This window comes from Thermus sp. FJN-A (assembly GCF_054655095.1).
Genome location: NZ_BAAHSC010000169.1, coordinates 1 through 15147, shown reverse-complemented (window position 1 = coordinate 15147; position 15147 = coordinate 1). Strand labels below are relative to the sequence as shown.

The window sequence follows — 15147 nt, the reverse complement described above, 5'->3', positions numbered from 1 at the left end:
GGCTAGGCTTTCCTCAGGTCCAGGACGCGCCTCAGCTTCCCCCCCTCGCTCCGCGGGGCCTCCCCCGGGAGGAGGAGGGTGACCTTGAGGCTGACCCCGATGGTGTCCTTGACCTTGCGGGCCACCTTCTCTCTCAGGGCGTGCAGGCGGTGGTCCGCCTCAATCACCTCGTCGGATAGGGCCTTTTGGCCGATCTCCCGGAAGAAGGCCTCCGCGACCTCCACCTTGAGCTCGGCCTCATCCAGGGTGCCCTCCCGCCGCACCACGATCTGGTAGTAGGGCTCCACCTCCGGGATGCCCAGAAGGACCGCCTCCACCTGGGTGGGGTAGACGTTCACCCCCCGGATGATGAGCATGTCGTCCGTGCGGCCCAGGATGGGCCCCATGCGCGCGTGGGTGCGGCCGCAGGCGCAGGCCTCGTAGGTGAGGTAAGTGAGGTCCCCCGTCCAGTAGCGGAGAAGGGGCATGGCCTCCTTGCTGAGGGTGGTGAAGACCAAGACCCCCACCCGGCCTTCGGGGAGGGGCTCGCCGGTTTCGGGGTCCACCACCTCGGGGAGGAAGTGGTCCTCCCAGACGTGGCTTCCCTGGCGCTCCTCCACGCACTCGTTGGAAACGCCGGGGCCGATGATCTCGGAGAGGCCGTAGATGTTGGTGCTCCTCACCCCAAGCCCCTCGTCCACCTGCTTCCTTATGGCCTCGGTCCAGGGCTCGGCGCCCAGGACGGCGTATTCCAAGGAGAGCGCCTCCGGGGAAACCCCCCGCTTTTTGAACTCCTCCGCCAGGGTCTGGGCGTAGGAGGGGGTGCAGGAGATGACCTGGGGGCGGAAGTCCTGGATGAGCATGACTTGCCTTTCCGTCATCCCCCCGGAGACCGGCACCACCGTCATCCCCAAGGCCTCCGCCCCCCCGTGGAGGCCGAGGCCCCCGGTGAAGAGGCCGTAGCCGTAGGCATTGTGGAGCATCATCCCGGGCCTCGCCCCGGCCGCGGCCAAGGAGCGGGCCACCACCTCGGCAAAGACCTTGAGGTCGCCCTTGGTGTAGCCCACCACGGTGGGCTTGCCGGTGGTGCCGCTAGAGGCGTGGATCCTGGCCACCTCCTCCCGGGGCACGGCGAAGAGGCCGAAGGGGTAGTTCTCCCGCAGGTGGTCCTTGCGGGTGAAGGGGAGCCTGGGGAGGTCCTCCAGGCCCCTAAACCGCTTGGGGTCCACCCCGGCCTCGTCCAGAAGCCTCCTGTAGAAGGGAACGCGCCCGTAGACGTAGGCCACCACGCGGCGAAGCCTTCCTTCCTGAAGCGCCCTAAGCTTCTCCCTGGGCAGGGTTTCCAGTTCCGGCTGGTACATCATCCCCCTCACCTCCCAAGCGAAAGACCGTTCCCGTGAAAAGGGCCACGAGCCTGCCCTCGGAGACCACCTCCACCTGGTAGGTGGCCGTGCGCCGAGAGAGGCTGACCTCCTTAGCCCGGGCCTCCACCCGCGCCCCCGCCCTAAGGGGCCGGAAGTAGTCCATGCGGCAGGAGAGGGCCACGGCGGGCCCCCGGGAGTTGCTGGCCAGGGCGAAGGCGCTGTCCGCCAGGGCGTAGAGAAAGCCCCCGTGGGCGGTGCCGTGCAGGTTCAGGTGGGCCTCCCCCACCACCCCCGCCACCACCGCCTCCCCCGGGCCCAGGTGGCGGAGGGAAAGGCCCAGGGCCTCCATGAAGGCGTCCCTCATCCCTCCTCCACCTCCCGGGCCAGGCCCAGGTAGGCCTCCACCACCCGCCTGTCCTGGCGCAGGGCCTCCGCCGGGCCCGCCAGGACCACCTCCCCCGCCTCGAGGACCAGCCCCCGGTCCGCCAAGGAGAGGGCCACCTTGGCGTTCTGCTCCACCAGAAGCAGGGTGGTGCCCTCCCGCTTGAGTTCGGCCAGGATGCGGTAGATCTCCCGCACCATCAGGGGGGCGAGGCCCAAGGAGGGCTCGTCCAGAAGCAGGATCCGGGGCCGGGCCATGAGGGCCCGGCCGATGGCTAACATTTGCTGCTCCCCCCCGGAGAGGGTGCCCGCGGGTTGCCGCCGCCTCTCCAAAAGCCGGGGGAAGAGGGCGTACACCCGCTCCAGGTCCGGCCGCAGGTGGCCCCGCCGGCGGTAGCGGGCGAAGCCTCCCAGGAGGAGGTTGTCCTCCACGGAGAGGCCGGGGAAGAGGGCCCGGCCCTCGGGGACCAGGACCAGGCCCCGCTCCAGAAGCCCCTCCGGGCTTCGCGCCTTGAGCTCCTCCCCCTCCAGGACCACCCGGCCCTCGGCCCGAGCCAGCCCCAAAAGCCCCCTCAGGACCGAGGTCTTCCCCGCCCCGTTGGGGCCGATGAGGGTGAGGGCCTCCCCCTCCTTCAGGGCGAAGCCCACCTCCCGGACCGCCTCCAGGGGGCCGTAGCGCACGGTGAGCCTCTCCACCTGAAGCATCACGCCGCCTCCTCCCCCAGGTAGGCGGCCCGGACCAGGGGGTTCTTCTGCACCTCCTCGGGCGTCCCCTCGGCGATCTTCTCCCCGTAGTTCATCACCACCACCCGGTCCGCGAGCCCCATGATCAGGTCCATGTCGTGGTCCACGATGAGGATGGTGTACCCCTCCCGGGCCAAGGAGCGCAGGAGGGAGGCCAGCTCCCGCTTCTCCCGGGCCCTCAGCCCCGCCCCCGGCTCGTCCAAAAGGAGCACCTCCGCCCCCGAGGCCAGGAGCCTGGCGATCTCCAAAAGCCTTTGCTGCCCCACCGGCAACCCCTCGGCCCGCTCCAAGGCCAGGCCCTCCAGGCCCACGCGCCTCAGGGCCTGGTAGGCGCTGGCGAGGGCCCTCTCCTCCTCCTCCCGGTGCAGGCCCAGAAGGGTCCGCAAGAGCCCGGACCGGGTCCGGCCGTAGGTGCCCAGGGCGGCGTTCTCCAACACGGTGAGCTGGGGGAAGAGGTGGGGGTGCTGGAAGGTACGCCCCAGGCCCAGGGGGTGGATGCGCTGGGGGGGAAGGCCGGTGACCTCCCGCCCCAAAAGCCACACCCGGCCCCCGTCCGGGGGGATGGCCCCGGTGATGAGGTTGAAGGTGGTGGTCTTGCCCGCCCCGTTGGGGCCGATGAGGGCCAGGATCTCCCCCCGCCTTAGTTGGAAGGAGACGCTGTTCACGGCAAGGAGCCCCCCGAAGGCCTTCTTGAGCCCCTCCGCCGCCAACACCACCTCGCCCCGCCGGCCCTCCGGGGCCTTCCGGGGCAGGGGCTCCGCCCGGGGCAGGCGCAAGGCCCCCCGGGGAAGCCGCTTCTCCCAAAGGGGCCAAAGGCCCTGGGGCGCCAGGATGAGGATCAGGGCCAGGACCAGGCCGTAGCCGATGGTCTCGTAGTTGCCCTGCCGGCCCAAAAGCAAGGGGAGGAGGTCCTTCAGCCAGTCCTCCAGGCCGGTGAAGAAGGCCGCCCCCAGCACCACCCCGGGGATCGTCCCCACGCCCCCGGCCACGGCCATCACCAGGTACTTGATGGAGGCCTCCAGGGAGAAGGGGGTGGGGTTCACGAAGCGGAGGAAGTGGGCGTAGAGGAACCCGGCAAGCCCAGCGATGGCCCCGGAGAGGAGGAAGGCCTGCAGGCGCAGCCGCGCCGGGTCCACCCCAAAGCTGGCCGCGGCCAAAGCGTCCCCCCGCATGGCCAAAAGGGCCCTCCCCAGGCGGCTTTGCCGCAGGTTGTAAAGGGTGAGGATGAGGAGGACCAAAAGGCCCAGGGAGAAGAGGGCGTAGCGGAAACCCGTGTCCAGGGGGAGGCCCAGAAGGCTCAGGGCCGGGAGGTCCGTGAGCCCCGTGTGCCCCCCGGTGAGCCCCACCAGGTTCCCCGCCAGGATGTAGAGGGCCACCTGCCAGGCGATGGTGGAGAGGGGAAGGAAGTGCCCCTTGAGGCGCACGGTGAGCGCGCCCAGGACCAGGGCCAGGAGCAGGGAAAGGGCGAGCCCCGCCGCCAGGCCGAACCAGGGGGAAAGCCCCGCCCTCACCGTGAGGAGGGCGGTGGCGTAGGCCCCCATCCCCATGAAGGCCGCCTGGGCGAAGCTGGTCATCCCCGCCAGGCCCGTGAGCACGTACAGGGACAGGGCCACCATGGCCGAGAGGGCGAAGAAGTTGAGGAGGGTCAGGTAGAAGGGGAAGGGCGAGAGGGCCAAGGGGAGCAAGAGCAGGCCAAACCAGAGGTAGCGCATCACTCCTCCACCGTCCGCACCTTGAAGCTCTGGTAGAAGAGGGCGGGCACCAGGAGCAGGAAGACCAAGGCCTCCTTGTAGGCGCTGGCGTAGAAGCTGGCGAAGCTCTCAAAGAGGCCCACCAGCAAGGCCCCCAGGAGGGCCACCGGGTAGCTCATGAGCCCCCCCAGGATGGCGGCCACGAACCCCTTCAGGCCCAGCATGAAGCCCATGAAGTAGGCGGCGTTGATCAGGGGGGCCAGGAGGAGGCCGGAAAGGGCCGCCAGAAAACTGGCGATGCCGAAGGCCACCATCCCCGCTTCCTGGGGCGGGATCCCCGAGAGCCTGGCCCCAAGCCGGTTCTCCGCCGCCGCCAGGAGGGCCTTGCCGAAGAGGGAGAGGCGGAAGAACAGGTAGAGGCCCAAAACGCTCACCAGGGCAAAGGCGATCACCAAGACCCCCTGCCAGGAAAGGCCCAAAAGCACCTCCCCCTTCAGGAGGGGCTCGGGGCGGAACTGCTCCGGACCGAAGAAGACGAGCCCAAGCCCCTGGTAGGCCACGTGCAGGCCCACGGCCATGATGAGGAAGGCCAGGACCGTGGCCTCCCGCATGGGCTGGAAGAAGACCCGGTAGGTGGCCACCCCCAGGTAGACCACCAGGGACACCGCGGCCAAGTGGGCCAGCGGGGGCATCCGCAGGGCCAGAAGGAAGAGGAAAAGAAGGCCAAGCCCCCCCAGGAGGGGCAGGGCGGCCCCCCGCCCCCGGGCCAGGAAGGCCCAGGCCACCCCCAGGGCCAAGGCCAGCCAGAGGGTGCCGGGGAGCTTGCCGGAGAGGAGCCACACTAGGGAAAGGGGAGCGAACATCAAGAGTTCCCCGATGGGCACCAGGATGACCCGGGTCACGGCGAAGACCAGGACCAAGGAGAGGGCCAGGAGGCCGTAGACGACCCCGTTCTGCAGCCCGTCCAGGAGGAGGAAGCCGAGGATGGTGGCGTCCATGGCTTATCGGAAGGTGCGTTCCAGCTTCCAGCGGCCCCCTTCCACCCGCACCATCACCGCCGCGTCCTCAAAGCGGAGGCCCAGGTGGTCCTCCTTGCTGAAGGTGAAGACGCCGTGGGTGCCCACCACGCCCTTGGTGGCCTCAATCTCGTCCCGAAGGGCGGCGCGGAAGGCGGCCAAGTCCTTGGCGGGATCGGCCCGCCTCAGGGCCCGCTCCAGGGCGGGGCGCAGGATGAGCCAAGCGTCCCAGGCGTGGGCCCCGAAGGTGGAGTAGCTGCCGATGCCGTACTTGGCCTCGTAGCGCTGGATGTAGTCCAGGGCCACCCGCTTGGTGGGGTAGGCGGAGGGAAGCTGCTCGGCCACCAGGATGGGCCCCGCGGGGAGGAGGGTGCCCTCCACGTCCCTGCCGCCCACCCGGAGGAAGTCGGGGTTGGCCACCCCGTGGGTCTGGTAGATGAGGCCCGCGTAGCCCCGCTCCTTCAGGGTGCGCTGGGGAAGGACCGCCGGGGTGCCGCTCGCCCCGATGAGGACCGCGTCGGGCCTGCGGGCGATGATCCTCAAGGCCTGGCCGGTGACGCTGGTGTCCGTGCGGGCGTAGCGCTCGCTCGCCACCACCTGCAGGCCCTTGGCCTTGGCCTCGGCCTCGAAGAAGCGGGCCCAGCCCTCCCCGTAGGCGTCGTTGAAGCCGATGTAGCCCACGGTCTTCACTCCCCTGGCCACCATGTCCGCCACGATGGCCCGGGCCATGAGCTCCTCGGTCTGGGGGGTCTTGAAGACCCAGAAGCGCTGGGCGTCCACGGGGTGGATGATGTCCTTGCTGGCCGCCAGGGAGATCATGGGCACCTTGGCCTCGGCCACCACGGGGATCATGCCCAAGGAGGCCGGGGTGGTGGTGGTGCCGATGACGGCCACCACCCCTTCCTCCACGAGTCTCCTGGTGTTCCGCACCGCCTGGGTGGTGTCCGAGGCATCGTCCAGGATGACGAACTGCACCTTCCGGCCCGCCACCCCCCTGGTGCGGTCCAGGGTCTCCTGGAGCATGAGGAAGGTGTTCCGCTCGGGGATGCCTAAGGAAGCGGCGGGCCCCGTGGCCGAGACCACCACGCCCACCTTCAGCACCTCCTGGGCCGAGGCTGCCAGGCCCAGCACCAACGCCATCGCCAACCAACGCTTCATGCTCTACCTCCTTTTCCCACCGGGATGGACCCGGATCGGGTCTAACTAACGGCCGTTCGGTTCGCCTTCCAGTCTAGGGAGGGACCTTTGTCCCGTCAAGGCCCGGGGTGGAACCGGGCGCCAAGCCCCTAGATCACGTGCTCGGGAATCCCCTCGAGGGCCGAGGGCCGGGTGGGCACAGGGCGGTCCTCGAGGTCCAGAAGGAGGCTCCCCTCCAGGAACCAGCTCCTGGGCGTGCGGTGCCCCCAGAGGGTCTGGCGGCGGGGGTCGTTGAGGCTCCAGCGCACCGGGGGCAGGTCGGGGTCCACGGTGAGGTAGTCGGAGGTGTAGAGCTCTATGCGGTGGCCGTCGGGGTCCCGTAGGTAGAGGAACATGGCGTTGGAGATCCCGTGCCGCCCGGGGCCCCGCTCTATCTGGTCCGTGCGCCTCGCCCCCGCCAGGATGTCCGCCGCCCTCAGCACGGCGAGGGGGTCGGGGAGCCAGTAGGCGAAGTGGTGGAGCCTGGGCCCCTCCCCGTTGGTGAAGGCGATGTCGTGCACGTTCCCCTTGCGGTGGAGCCAGCTGGCCCAGAGCCTTCCCTGGTCGTCCTCCGTGTACTCGGTGAGGCGGAAGCCCAGGTATTCCCGGTAGTACCGGGTGGCCTCCCCCACCACCGGGGAAAAGACGTTCACGTGGTCTAGGCGCAAAACCCCTGGACCCCGGTACTCGTGGTAGTCCTGTAGGACGCGGGGGAGCTTCTCGGCCGCAAAGTAAAAGGCCAAGGGGTAGCCGAAGGGGTCCTGCACCCTGAGCACCCGCGGCCTCCCCCAATCGGACTCCAGCCGGTGGGGAAGGCCTTCCTGCCGGGCCCAGGTCAGGGCCTGCTCCAGGCCTGCCTCGGCGTCCACCTTAAAGCCCAGGGTCCGCACCGCCGCCCCCTCCGCCTGGGTGAGCTTGAGGCTCCACTCCAGCTCCTCGTACCCCCGCAGGTAGGCGGTCTTCCCCTCGCGCCGCTCCAGGCGGAAGCCCAAAAGCCCCTGGTAGAACTCCAGGCTCCGCTCCAGGTCCCGCACCCAAAGCTCTATGAACCCCACCCTCACGATGGCCATACCAGCCTCCTGTAGCCACGGGCGAAGTACAGCAAGGGCCCTCCCATCTCCCCCAGCTCCACCGCCTCCACCCGGCCCACCACCAAGCGGTGATCGCCGTGGGGGTGCATGGCCTCCACCCGGCACCTGAGGACCGCCAGGGCCCCCGCCACCCTCCCCTCCACCAGGCCTACCCCTTCCTTGGGCCTCCCGGCGAAGTGCTCGGAGACCGCCTCCTGCCCCTCCCGGAGGAGGCTCACGCTGAAGCTTCCCGCCCGCGCCAAAAGGGGCAGGAGCCTGGTCCCCTCGGCGATGCCCAGGGCCACCAGGGGGGGCTCGAGGCTCAGGGACATGAAGGCGGTGGCGGTCATCCCCCTTTCCTCCTCCCCGTGGCGGGCGGCGACCACCGTGACCCCGGCGGCGAAGCGGCTCATGGCCTCCTTAAAGAGGGCCTTCTCCTCCCTCACGCCTCCACCTCCGCGAAGACCCGCAGGGCCTCCTTCAGGTAGCCCCGTATGCGCTCCTTGTAGGGCTCCTTGTCGTAGACCCCGTAGAGGGTCTGGTACATGCGCACGGGGTCGCCGAAGAAGAAGCGCTCGTAGAGCTCCTGCCTGGCCCCAAACCCCGAAAGGGTCATGTCCCAGGCCAGGCGGAAGAGGGCCACCCGCTCCTTGGCCTCCAGGGTGGCCCCCTGCAGGTGCTTCTCCAAGAGGGGGGCAAGAGGCCCTCTGAAGTCCTTCTCCGAGGGCAGGGTGATGAGGCCGGAAGCCCCGATCTGCTCCAGGATCTCCCGGAGCCTGGGGTAGAGCCTCGGGTAGAGGTTCCTGGCCCCGTCCAAGGCCCCCCGGTCCGGGACCAAGAGGCCGTAGGCGTTCGCCTTGGCCTCCTCCTCCGCCCTTGTCCAGAAGGCCTTCATGGCCTCGAGGTAGACGATGATCTCCGCGATCTTCTCCTGCACGTGGGCGTAGGCGTCCGCCCCGATGCCCTCGGCCATGAGGGCGGCCACCCCCAGGAAGGCCTCCGTCTTCGCCGTCTTCAGGACCACCACCTGGTGGGCCATGTGGTTCAGGGCCCCCGTGGCCGCGTAGGCGTTGTTGCAGAGCTCCACGCTCCCCAGGATGAAGACCCTCTCCCAGGGAACGAGGACGTCGTCAAAGATCACCAGGCAGTCCATCTCCTCCAGGCGGCTGGAGAGGGGGTAGTCGAAGGGGCTCTCCCCCCCCACCAGGCCCTCCCGGCAGACGAAGTGGAGCCCGGGGGTGGAGGTGGGCAGGGCGAAGGCGATGGCGTACTTCTCCGCCCCAGGGCCCTCCTTGAGGAGGGTGGAGGGGAAGATGAGGACCTCGTCCGCCAGGGGAAAGGTGGCGGTCATCCGGGCCCCCCGGACCACGATGCCCTTCTCCGTCTGCTTCACCACCCCCACGGGGATGTAGGGGTCGGGCTGGGCGGAAGGGGGCTTGGCCCGGTTCACCTGGGGGTTGGTGAGGGCGTGGGTGGTGGCGAGGTCCTGGTCCCGGAGGTAGCGGTAGTAGTTCCGGACGTTCTCGGCGAACTCCCCGAAGTAGGGGGCGCTCGCCGCGTAGGCCATGACCACGGCGTTCAGGTAGTCGGGGCTCCGGCCCATCATCCCCAGGTTCTGGTCGGCCCAGAGCTTGTAGGCCCTTCCCCTTCGCTTCAGGTCCTCCTTGGTCTTGGGGATGAGGAAGCTCATCCCGTGCCGCTTCCCCTCCTCCTCGTAGGTGAGGGCCTCCCGGTAGCGGGGGTCGTGCTGCAGGTCGTAGAGGGCGGCCATGGTGCGCACGATCCCCCGGAAGACCGGATGGGTGGTGGGGTCTTCCACCTTCTCCCCCTTGTACCAGAGGTTGGGGGGACGCGTCTTCAAGGCCTCGATGTACTCCGCTCCGGTCCTTGCCATCGGGCACCTCCTATTTCCCAAACTTGGGCACGTGCGGGGAGCGGAGGGGGAGGGCCACGGTCTTGAGGTCGGTGTAGAAGTCCAGGGCGTAGGTGCCGCCCTCCCTCCGGTCCCCGCTTCCCTTCACCCCGCCGAAGGGCGTGGGCAGGTGGCGGACGTTGTGGCTATTCAGGTAGACCATCCCCGCCTCGAGCTCCAAGGCGAGCCTGTGGGCCCTTTCCAGGTCCCGGGTGAAGACGTAGGCGGCGAGGCCGTACTTGGTGTCGTTCGCCTTCCTGAGGGCGTCTTCCTCGTCCTTGAAGGGGATGGCCACGAGAACGGGCCCGAAGATCTCCTCCTGGGCGATTTTCATGTGGTTCTCCCCCACGAAGACCGTGGGAAGGAGGTAGTTCCCCCGGGAGAGGTCCTCCCCCCGGAAGGAAACCTTGGCCCGCTCCCCGCCCACGAGGAGCCTCGCCCCTTCCCGCTTCCCCGCCTCGATGTAGCCCAGGACCCTTTGGAGGTGCTCGGGGTGGATCAGGGGCCCCACCTCGGTCTCGGGGTCCAGGGGGTGGCCCACCCGGATGGCCCTGGCCCTTTCCGCCACCTTCCCCACGAAGTCCTCAAAGATCTTCTCCTCCACGAGGAGCCTGGAGCTTGCCGTGCACCTCTCCCCGTTGAAGGAGAAGATCTGGAAGACCACGGCGTCCAGGGCCCTATCCAAATCGGCGTCGGCGAAGACCAGGGCGGGGCTTTTGCCGCCGAGCTCCGGGGAGAGGCGCTTGAGGTGGTCCGCGGCGTTTCGCATCACGATCTTTCCCGTCTCCGTCTCCCCGGTGAGGGTGAGGAGGGGGACGAGGGGGTGGGCCACCAGGGCCGCCCCCGCCTCCTCCCCGAAGCCCTGGACCAGGTTGAAGACCCCAGGGGGCAGGTCCGCCTCCTGGAGGATCTCCGCGAGCTTCGTGGCGGTGAAGGGGCTCCACTCCGCGGGCTTCAGCACCACGGTGTTCCCGAAGGCGAGGGCGGGGGCGATGCGCCAGGTGGAAAGCATGAGGGGGGCGTTCCAGGGGGTGATGATGCCCACGGGGCCCGCGGGGACCCGCACGGTGTAGTAGAGCCAGTCCCGGTCCACGGGTAAGGTGCGGTCCTCCATGGCGTGCTCGGCGTACTCCGCGTAGAAGGCGAAGTTCTCCGCCGCCCGGGCCACCTGGGCCCGCACGATCCTTAAGACCTGCCCCGCGTCCAGGCACTCCATCACGGCAAGCTCGTCGGCATGCTTTTCAATGAGCTCGGCGATCCTTAAGAGGTAGCGCTTCCTCTCCTTGGCCTTGGTGCGGCTCCACCTTTGGAAGGCCTCGTGGGCCGCCTTGGCCGCGCGGTCCACCTCCTTGGGCCCGCCCCTCGCCGCATGGCCCAAGACCTCGTTCGTGGCGGGGTCCAGGGAGGGGAAGGTCTCTCCGCTTTCCGAGGGGGAAAACTCCCCGGCGATGAAGTGGAGGGCGGGCTTTTCCTTGAGGCGCTGCCGGATCTCCTCGATCCTTTCCCAGGGAATTCCGGCCACCTGGTCCGCGTACCTCATGCTTCCTCCTCTATGGGGTTCTCCAGGGCGCCGAGGCCTTGGATTTCCAAACGCATCACGTCCCCCGGGAAGACCTGGCTGATGCCCTTAGGGGTGCCGGTGAGGAGCACGTCGTAGGGCTCCAGGGTCATGAACTCGGAAATAAACTCCAGAAGCTCGGCCACGGAGTAGAGCATCCCCGAGGTGTGCCCCTCCTGCCTGAGCTCCCCGTTCACGTAGGCCCGAAGCCAAAGGTCCTGGGGGTCTTCTACCTCCCCCACCACGAGGAAGGGCCCCAAGGGGAGGAAGGTGTCCCGCCCCTTGGCCCTTATGGGGGGGCGGAAGGTGTTGGTTACGTAATCCCGGGCCACCAGGTCGTTGGCGATGGTGTAGCCGAGCACGTAGTCCAAGGCGTCCTTGGCCTTCACCCGCTTCATGGGCCGCCCCACCACCACCGCGAGCTCCACCTCGTAGTGGACGAACCGGGCCCCCTTGGGGTAGAGGACCACCCCCTTGTGGGGGAGGAGGCTCGTGTTGGGTTTCCAGAAGAGGGCGGGCTCCTCGGGGCGCGCTAGGCCAAGCTCCTCCGCGTGGCCTTGGTAGTTCAGGGCCACCCCCAGGATCTTCCCCGGGGTGAAGGGGAGGAGCCAGGTGACGTCCTCGGGCCTGTGGGCCTCCCCCGCCTCGTCCAGGAGGAGGCCGTCCCTGTAGACCCCCTGGTGCGCCCTGCCCTTGGCGAGAAAGCGGGCGAGCTTCACGCCGCCTCCTTGGGGATGAGGCCGTAGCGCTCGGCCATGCGCCTAAGCCTTTCCTCCACCTCCGGGGTGGTGGGGCCCAAGGGGGGCCGCCACTCCTTCGCCAATAGCCCCATCCAGGAGAGCACGGTCTTCAGGGGAATGGGGTTCGTGTCCCAGAAGATGGCCTCGTTGGCCTCGAGGAGGTAGAAGTGCATCTCCCGCGCCCCCCCGTAGTCCCCCGCCAACGCCCTTTCGCAGAGGAGGGCCACCTCCTTGGGGAGCCAGTTGGCGGTGGCGGCGATGGTCCCCACCGCCCCCAGGCTCATCATGGGAAGGGTGAGGCTTTCCAGGCCGCAGAAGACCAAAAAGTCCCGCCCCGCCTCCAAAAAGAGGTGGGAGAGGTACTCCAGGTCCTTGGAGGAGTGCTTCAGACCCACGATGTTGGGGAAGTCCCGCCTCAGGCGCCCCACGGTCTTGGGGGCGATCTCCACCCCGGCCCGTCCCGGGATGTTGTAGATGAGGAGGGGGAAGTCGGGGACGGCGCGCGCCACCTCGGCGAAGTAGCGGTAAAGCCCCTCCTGGTTGGGCTTCACGTAGTAGGGGACGATGACCAAAGCCCCTTGCGCCCCCGCCTCCTTGGCGAAGCGGGTGAGCTCCAGGGTCTCCTCCAGGCGAAGCGCCCCGGTCCCCGGGATCACGGGCACCCGGCCCGCCGCCTGGTCCAGGACCACCTCTATGGCGCGCTTGCGCTCCTCCAGGGTCTGGGTGCCGGGCTCGCCCGTGGTGCCCCCCACGCTCAGCCCGTGGGAGCCTCCCTGGATGGCCCGCTCCACCAGGCGCCTCAGGGCCTCCTCGTCCAACTGGCCCCGCAGAAAAGGCGTGGGTAAGGGAGGAATGGACCCGCGGAACATGCTGCTCCTTTCGCCTCCAGGATGGCCCCCGGGGGGCCAGGGGGCAAGCGTGGGCTATACCAAAAGATGGCCTTTCTTTGTTCTAAGCTACAAACCCTCCCTCCTTGCCTCCGGCCTGCCGGGGGTTTATTGTAAAACAAAACGATGCTTCCGCAGGATTTTGCCCAAAGCTCCAACGCCTTCTCGGCCCTGGCCCAGGGGCTTGGCCTCGAGGTCCGGGTCCCCTCCCCCCGCCCCGTCCTCTACCTGCTGGAGGAGGCCAGGCCTCTCCTCCCCCTGGAGGGGGCCCTCCTCCTCTTCCGCCCCGAGGGCAACCTCTGGCGCTACCGCACCGCGAGCGGCTTCCTCCTCTCCGCCCCTGACCCGGAGGTGGAGGCCTTCGCCCGCCAGGAGGGCCTGGGGGTGGCCCTCTACCCCCCCTGGCTACGGCGCGAGGAGCTGGCCAAGGCCATCGCCCTGCGCCTCTTCGCCCTGGGTCCCGGCCTGGGGCTTGCGGGGCTACTGGACCTCTTCCTGAGGCTTCCCGAGCGCCCCTTCCTGGAGGTCCTCTACCAGGCCACCGGCCTGGCCCTGGCCCGGGTGGCCCCCTGGGGGGAGGTTCTGGGCTTCGCCGGCCCCGTTCCCCCGCAGCACCCCAAGGAGGCCGGGGAGGGCCGGGGCTGGCTCGCCTTGGAGGCGGGGACGGGGGTCTTGGTGGCCTACGGGGACGAGGAAACCCTCCGCCAGGCCCGGGGGCTTCTGGAGGTGGCGGCCCGCCTCCTGAAGGTGCGGGCCCTGGAACGCTCCCTGGAGAGGATGCGGGAGGAGTCCCTGGGCGGGGCGCTTCTGGAGGGGCTCATCCTGGGCGAGGCCGAGCCGGAACGCCTCTTCGCCTTCGGCTTCACCGAGGGGGTGGAGTGGGTCTTGGCCCTGGTGGAGCCCCCGGAGGTGCCGGGCCGCCACCGCCTGGCGGAGGAGCGGAGGCGGGAGGCCACCCTGGAGCTCTGGCGCCGGGTCGGCACCTACCTGGATCGGCTGGGGGTCCCCTACCTCCTCGCGGTGCGGGGGAACCGGGTGGCGGCCATGTGGCAGGTGCACAGCCCCCAAAAGGAGGCTAAATCCCTCCTGGAAGCCCTTCCCCCGGGGAGCCGGCTGGGGTACTCGGCGGTGCACGCGGGGGGCGAGGTGCAGGAGGCCTACCGGGAGGCCCTCATCGCCCTCAAGGCGGCCCGCCCCGGGGAGGCCTTGTCCTTTACGGGCCTTGACCCCGTGGCCTTCGTCCTCCTGCAGCAGTCCCCGGAGGACCTGAAGGCCTTGGTGGAACGCTACCTGCCCCTCCCCCCCAAGCTCCTCAAGACCCTGGAGGTCTACATGGCCTCGGGCCAGGTGGAGGCGGCGGCCGCCGCCCTTCACGTCCACCCCAACACCCTGCGCTACCGCCTGAAGCGCATTGAGGCCAAGCTGGGGCCGCTGGCCCGCCCCGAGGTCCTGGCCCGCATCCACCTGGCCCTCCGGGCACGGGACCTCCTGGTGGGCTAATACCACCCCATGCCGACGCAGGCCCGCATGGGGGCCCCGGCAAGAGGGTCTGGGGGGTTTTGGGGGCAACGGGGCGAAGGGAAGGGTAGTAAGATGATCTCTATGAAAAAGCTCAAGGCCTTGTGGTTGGCCCTGGCCGTGCTCGCCGGCGGCGGGTTCGCCCAGACCCTGGTGGAGGTGACCGGGGCGGTGGCCCTGGCCTCGAGCCTGGACCCGGCGGTGCGCCTGCCCGCGGGAAGCTACCGGGCCAGGAGCCCCGACCCCCTCCTCCTCCGCTTCCCTGAGGCCAAGGGGTACGCCCTCGAGGCCTTCGCCGCCAAGGGGATCGCAAGCCGCCTCCACGCCGCCTTCGTGCAACAGGTGCTCACCGCCTTCGCCGCCGCCGGCTACTTCGTAGAGGGCCAGGAGGAGAAGGTGGTGGACGGGGAGGTGCGCACCAAGTACGTGCTCAAGGACAGCCTGGGCCGGGCGGCGTTGCTCTTGGTGGTGCGGAAGGGGGATGAGCTGGTCTATGGGTTTGGCAGGCGCAAGTGAGATTTATCACGATTTAACAGGCTTGTGCAAATCATCTCCTCCCCAACCAACCCTCCAAGCCCTAACCTGCCCCGCCATACCGGGAAGCTGGCCGACTCCAAGTCGTGCTATACTAAACCCCGATGAAGGAAGCCAAGAGCAAGAAGAAGGCAAGAAAGCTCCCCCTTCAGCAGAAGAAGGGCCTACAAGAAAGGGAAGCGCAAGACCTTATGCGGGAGATCCTTCAGAAAAATCTGGAAACCTTTAAGCTTCTGGCCCGTTACTAGTCCTTGCCTGGTCAAACAGAGCGCACACTAGCGCACTCCAGCCCTCCACCAGGAGGAGGACCTAGGCCTGGCTTCCACCCCTCCCACGCTCCCAGGTGAAGGAAGACCTTCAACGGGGAGAGGTCACGGGGCACCGTCTTCCCAAGGAGGGGAAGGAAGAGGCCTACCCTCAGGACCCTCCAGGCGTTGGTACCGGGACGTTTCCTTCCCCCGGTAAACCCGTCCCGGCCGCCCGGCGAGCCCTGAAGGCTTGAGAGCAGGGACAGGGACCCCTGAGCCCTCTTGAGCTCACGGGAGAGGCTGTCCCCGCGGGACTTGTCACGCTCGTT

The 15147-nt window shown here is 68.8% G+C and carries 15 protein-coding genes and 1 pseudogene; 3 read left to right on the top strand and 13 right to left on the bottom strand.

Annotated features, from left to right (window positions below):
* Nucleotides 1–2: 2 nt before the first annotated feature.
* The 12 genes from ACYQ0J_RS04360 to hpaI form a co-directional block, all read right to left on the bottom strand.
* Nucleotides 3–1340: a phenylacetate--CoA ligase family protein gene (locus tag ACYQ0J_RS04360; RefSeq protein WP_460171142.1), complete on the bottom strand. Its 1338-nt coding sequence runs from the start codon at nucleotides 1338–1340 to the stop codon at nucleotides 3–5.
* On the bottom strand, nucleotides 1297–1707 hold the full coding sequence (gene paaI / locus ACYQ0J_RS04355; RefSeq protein WP_460170958.1) for a hydroxyphenylacetyl-CoA thioesterase PaaI: 411 nt from the start codon (nucleotides 1705–1707) through the stop codon (nucleotides 1297–1299). Before paaI ends, ACYQ0J_RS04360 begins: the two co-directional genes overlap by 44 nt.
* Nucleotides 1704–2429: an ABC transporter ATP-binding protein gene (locus ACYQ0J_RS04350; RefSeq protein WP_460170957.1), complete on the bottom strand. Its 726-nt coding sequence runs from the start codon at nucleotides 2427–2429 to the stop codon at nucleotides 1704–1706. The genes paaI and ACYQ0J_RS04350 overlap by 4 nt, the downstream gene beginning before the upstream one ends.
* Nucleotides 2429–4180, bottom strand: coding sequence for a branched-chain amino acid ABC transporter ATP-binding protein/permease (locus tag ACYQ0J_RS04345; protein ID WP_460170956.1), 1752 nt, complete (start codon nucleotides 4178–4180; stop codon nucleotides 2429–2431). The genes ACYQ0J_RS04350 and ACYQ0J_RS04345 overlap by 1 nt, the downstream gene beginning before the upstream one ends.
* Nucleotides 4180–5157, bottom strand: coding sequence for a branched-chain amino acid ABC transporter permease (locus ACYQ0J_RS04340; RefSeq protein WP_460170955.1), 978 nt, complete (start codon nucleotides 5155–5157; stop codon nucleotides 4180–4182). Before ACYQ0J_RS04340 ends, ACYQ0J_RS04345 begins: the two co-directional genes overlap by 1 nt.
* Before the next feature lie 3 nt (nucleotides 5158–5160).
* Complete coding sequence (locus tag ACYQ0J_RS04335) at nucleotides 5161–6333, bottom strand: ABC transporter substrate-binding protein (RefSeq protein WP_460170954.1); 1173 nt, start codon at nucleotides 6331–6333, stop codon at nucleotides 5161–5163.
* 128 nt (nucleotides 6334–6461) lie between these two features.
* Nucleotides 6462–7421, bottom strand: a complete 960-nt coding sequence (gene hpaD, locus ACYQ0J_RS04330) for a 3,4-dihydroxyphenylacetate 2,3-dioxygenase (protein WP_460170953.1) — start codon at nucleotides 7419–7421, stop codon at nucleotides 6462–6464.
* Nucleotides 7409–7867: a 4-hydroxyphenylacetate 3-monooxygenase reductase subunit gene (hpaC, locus tag ACYQ0J_RS04325; protein WP_460170952.1), complete on the bottom strand. Its 459-nt coding sequence runs from the start codon at nucleotides 7865–7867 to the stop codon at nucleotides 7409–7411. The genes hpaD and hpaC overlap by 13 nt, the downstream gene beginning before the upstream one ends.
* The gene (gene hpaB, locus ACYQ0J_RS04320) at nucleotides 7864–9315 is read right to left on the bottom strand and encodes a 4-hydroxyphenylacetate 3-monooxygenase, oxygenase component (protein WP_460170951.1); all 1452 of its coding nucleotides are present in this window, start codon (nucleotides 9313–9315) and stop codon (nucleotides 7864–7866) included. Before hpaB ends, hpaC begins: the two co-directional genes overlap by 4 nt.
* A 10-nt stretch (nucleotides 9316–9325) precedes the next feature.
* Entirely contained in the window at nucleotides 9326–10873 is a 1548-nt protein-coding gene (gene hpaE / locus ACYQ0J_RS04315) for a 5-carboxymethyl-2-hydroxymuconate semialdehyde dehydrogenase (RefSeq protein ID WP_460170950.1), read from the bottom strand.
* The gene (locus ACYQ0J_RS04310) at nucleotides 10870–11610 is read right to left on the bottom strand and encodes a fumarylacetoacetate hydrolase family protein (protein ID WP_460170949.1); all 741 of its coding nucleotides are present in this window, start codon (nucleotides 11608–11610) and stop codon (nucleotides 10870–10872) included. The genes hpaE and ACYQ0J_RS04310 overlap by 4 nt, the downstream gene beginning before the upstream one ends.
* Nucleotides 11607–12500, bottom strand: a complete 894-nt coding sequence (gene hpaI, locus ACYQ0J_RS04305; protein ID WP_460170948.1) for a 2,4-dihydroxyhept-2-ene-1,7-dioic acid aldolase — start codon at nucleotides 12498–12500, stop codon at nucleotides 11607–11609. Before hpaI ends, ACYQ0J_RS04310 begins: the two co-directional genes overlap by 4 nt.
* Nucleotides 12501–12644: 144 nt before the next feature.
* Here hpaI and ACYQ0J_RS04300 point away from each other — a divergent pair, with 144 nt between their 5' ends.
* The 3 genes from ACYQ0J_RS04300 to ACYQ0J_RS04290 all read left to right on the top strand — a co-directional run bounded on the left by ACYQ0J_RS04300 (nucleotide 12645) and on the right by ACYQ0J_RS04290 (nucleotide 14818).
* Entirely contained in the window at nucleotides 12645–14018 is a 1374-nt protein-coding gene (locus ACYQ0J_RS04300; protein ID WP_460170947.1) for a PucR family transcriptional regulator, read from the top strand.
* A 102-nt stretch (nucleotides 14019–14120) separates the two neighbouring features.
* The gene (locus tag ACYQ0J_RS04295; RefSeq protein WP_460170946.1) at nucleotides 14121–14552 is read left to right on the top strand and encodes a hypothetical protein; all 432 of its coding nucleotides are present in this window, start codon (nucleotides 14121–14123) and stop codon (nucleotides 14550–14552) included.
* Nucleotides 14553–14674: 122 nt separating this feature from the next.
* The gene (locus ACYQ0J_RS04290) at nucleotides 14675–14818 is read left to right on the top strand and encodes a hypothetical protein (RefSeq protein WP_460170945.1); all 144 of its coding nucleotides are present in this window, start codon (nucleotides 14675–14677) and stop codon (nucleotides 14816–14818) included.
* 11 nt (nucleotides 14819–14829) lie between these two features.
* Here ACYQ0J_RS04290 and ACYQ0J_RS04285 read toward each other — a convergent pair.
* Nucleotides 14830–15147, bottom strand: a pseudogene (locus ACYQ0J_RS04285) (IS200/IS605 family accessory protein TnpB-related protein); the annotation flags it as partial.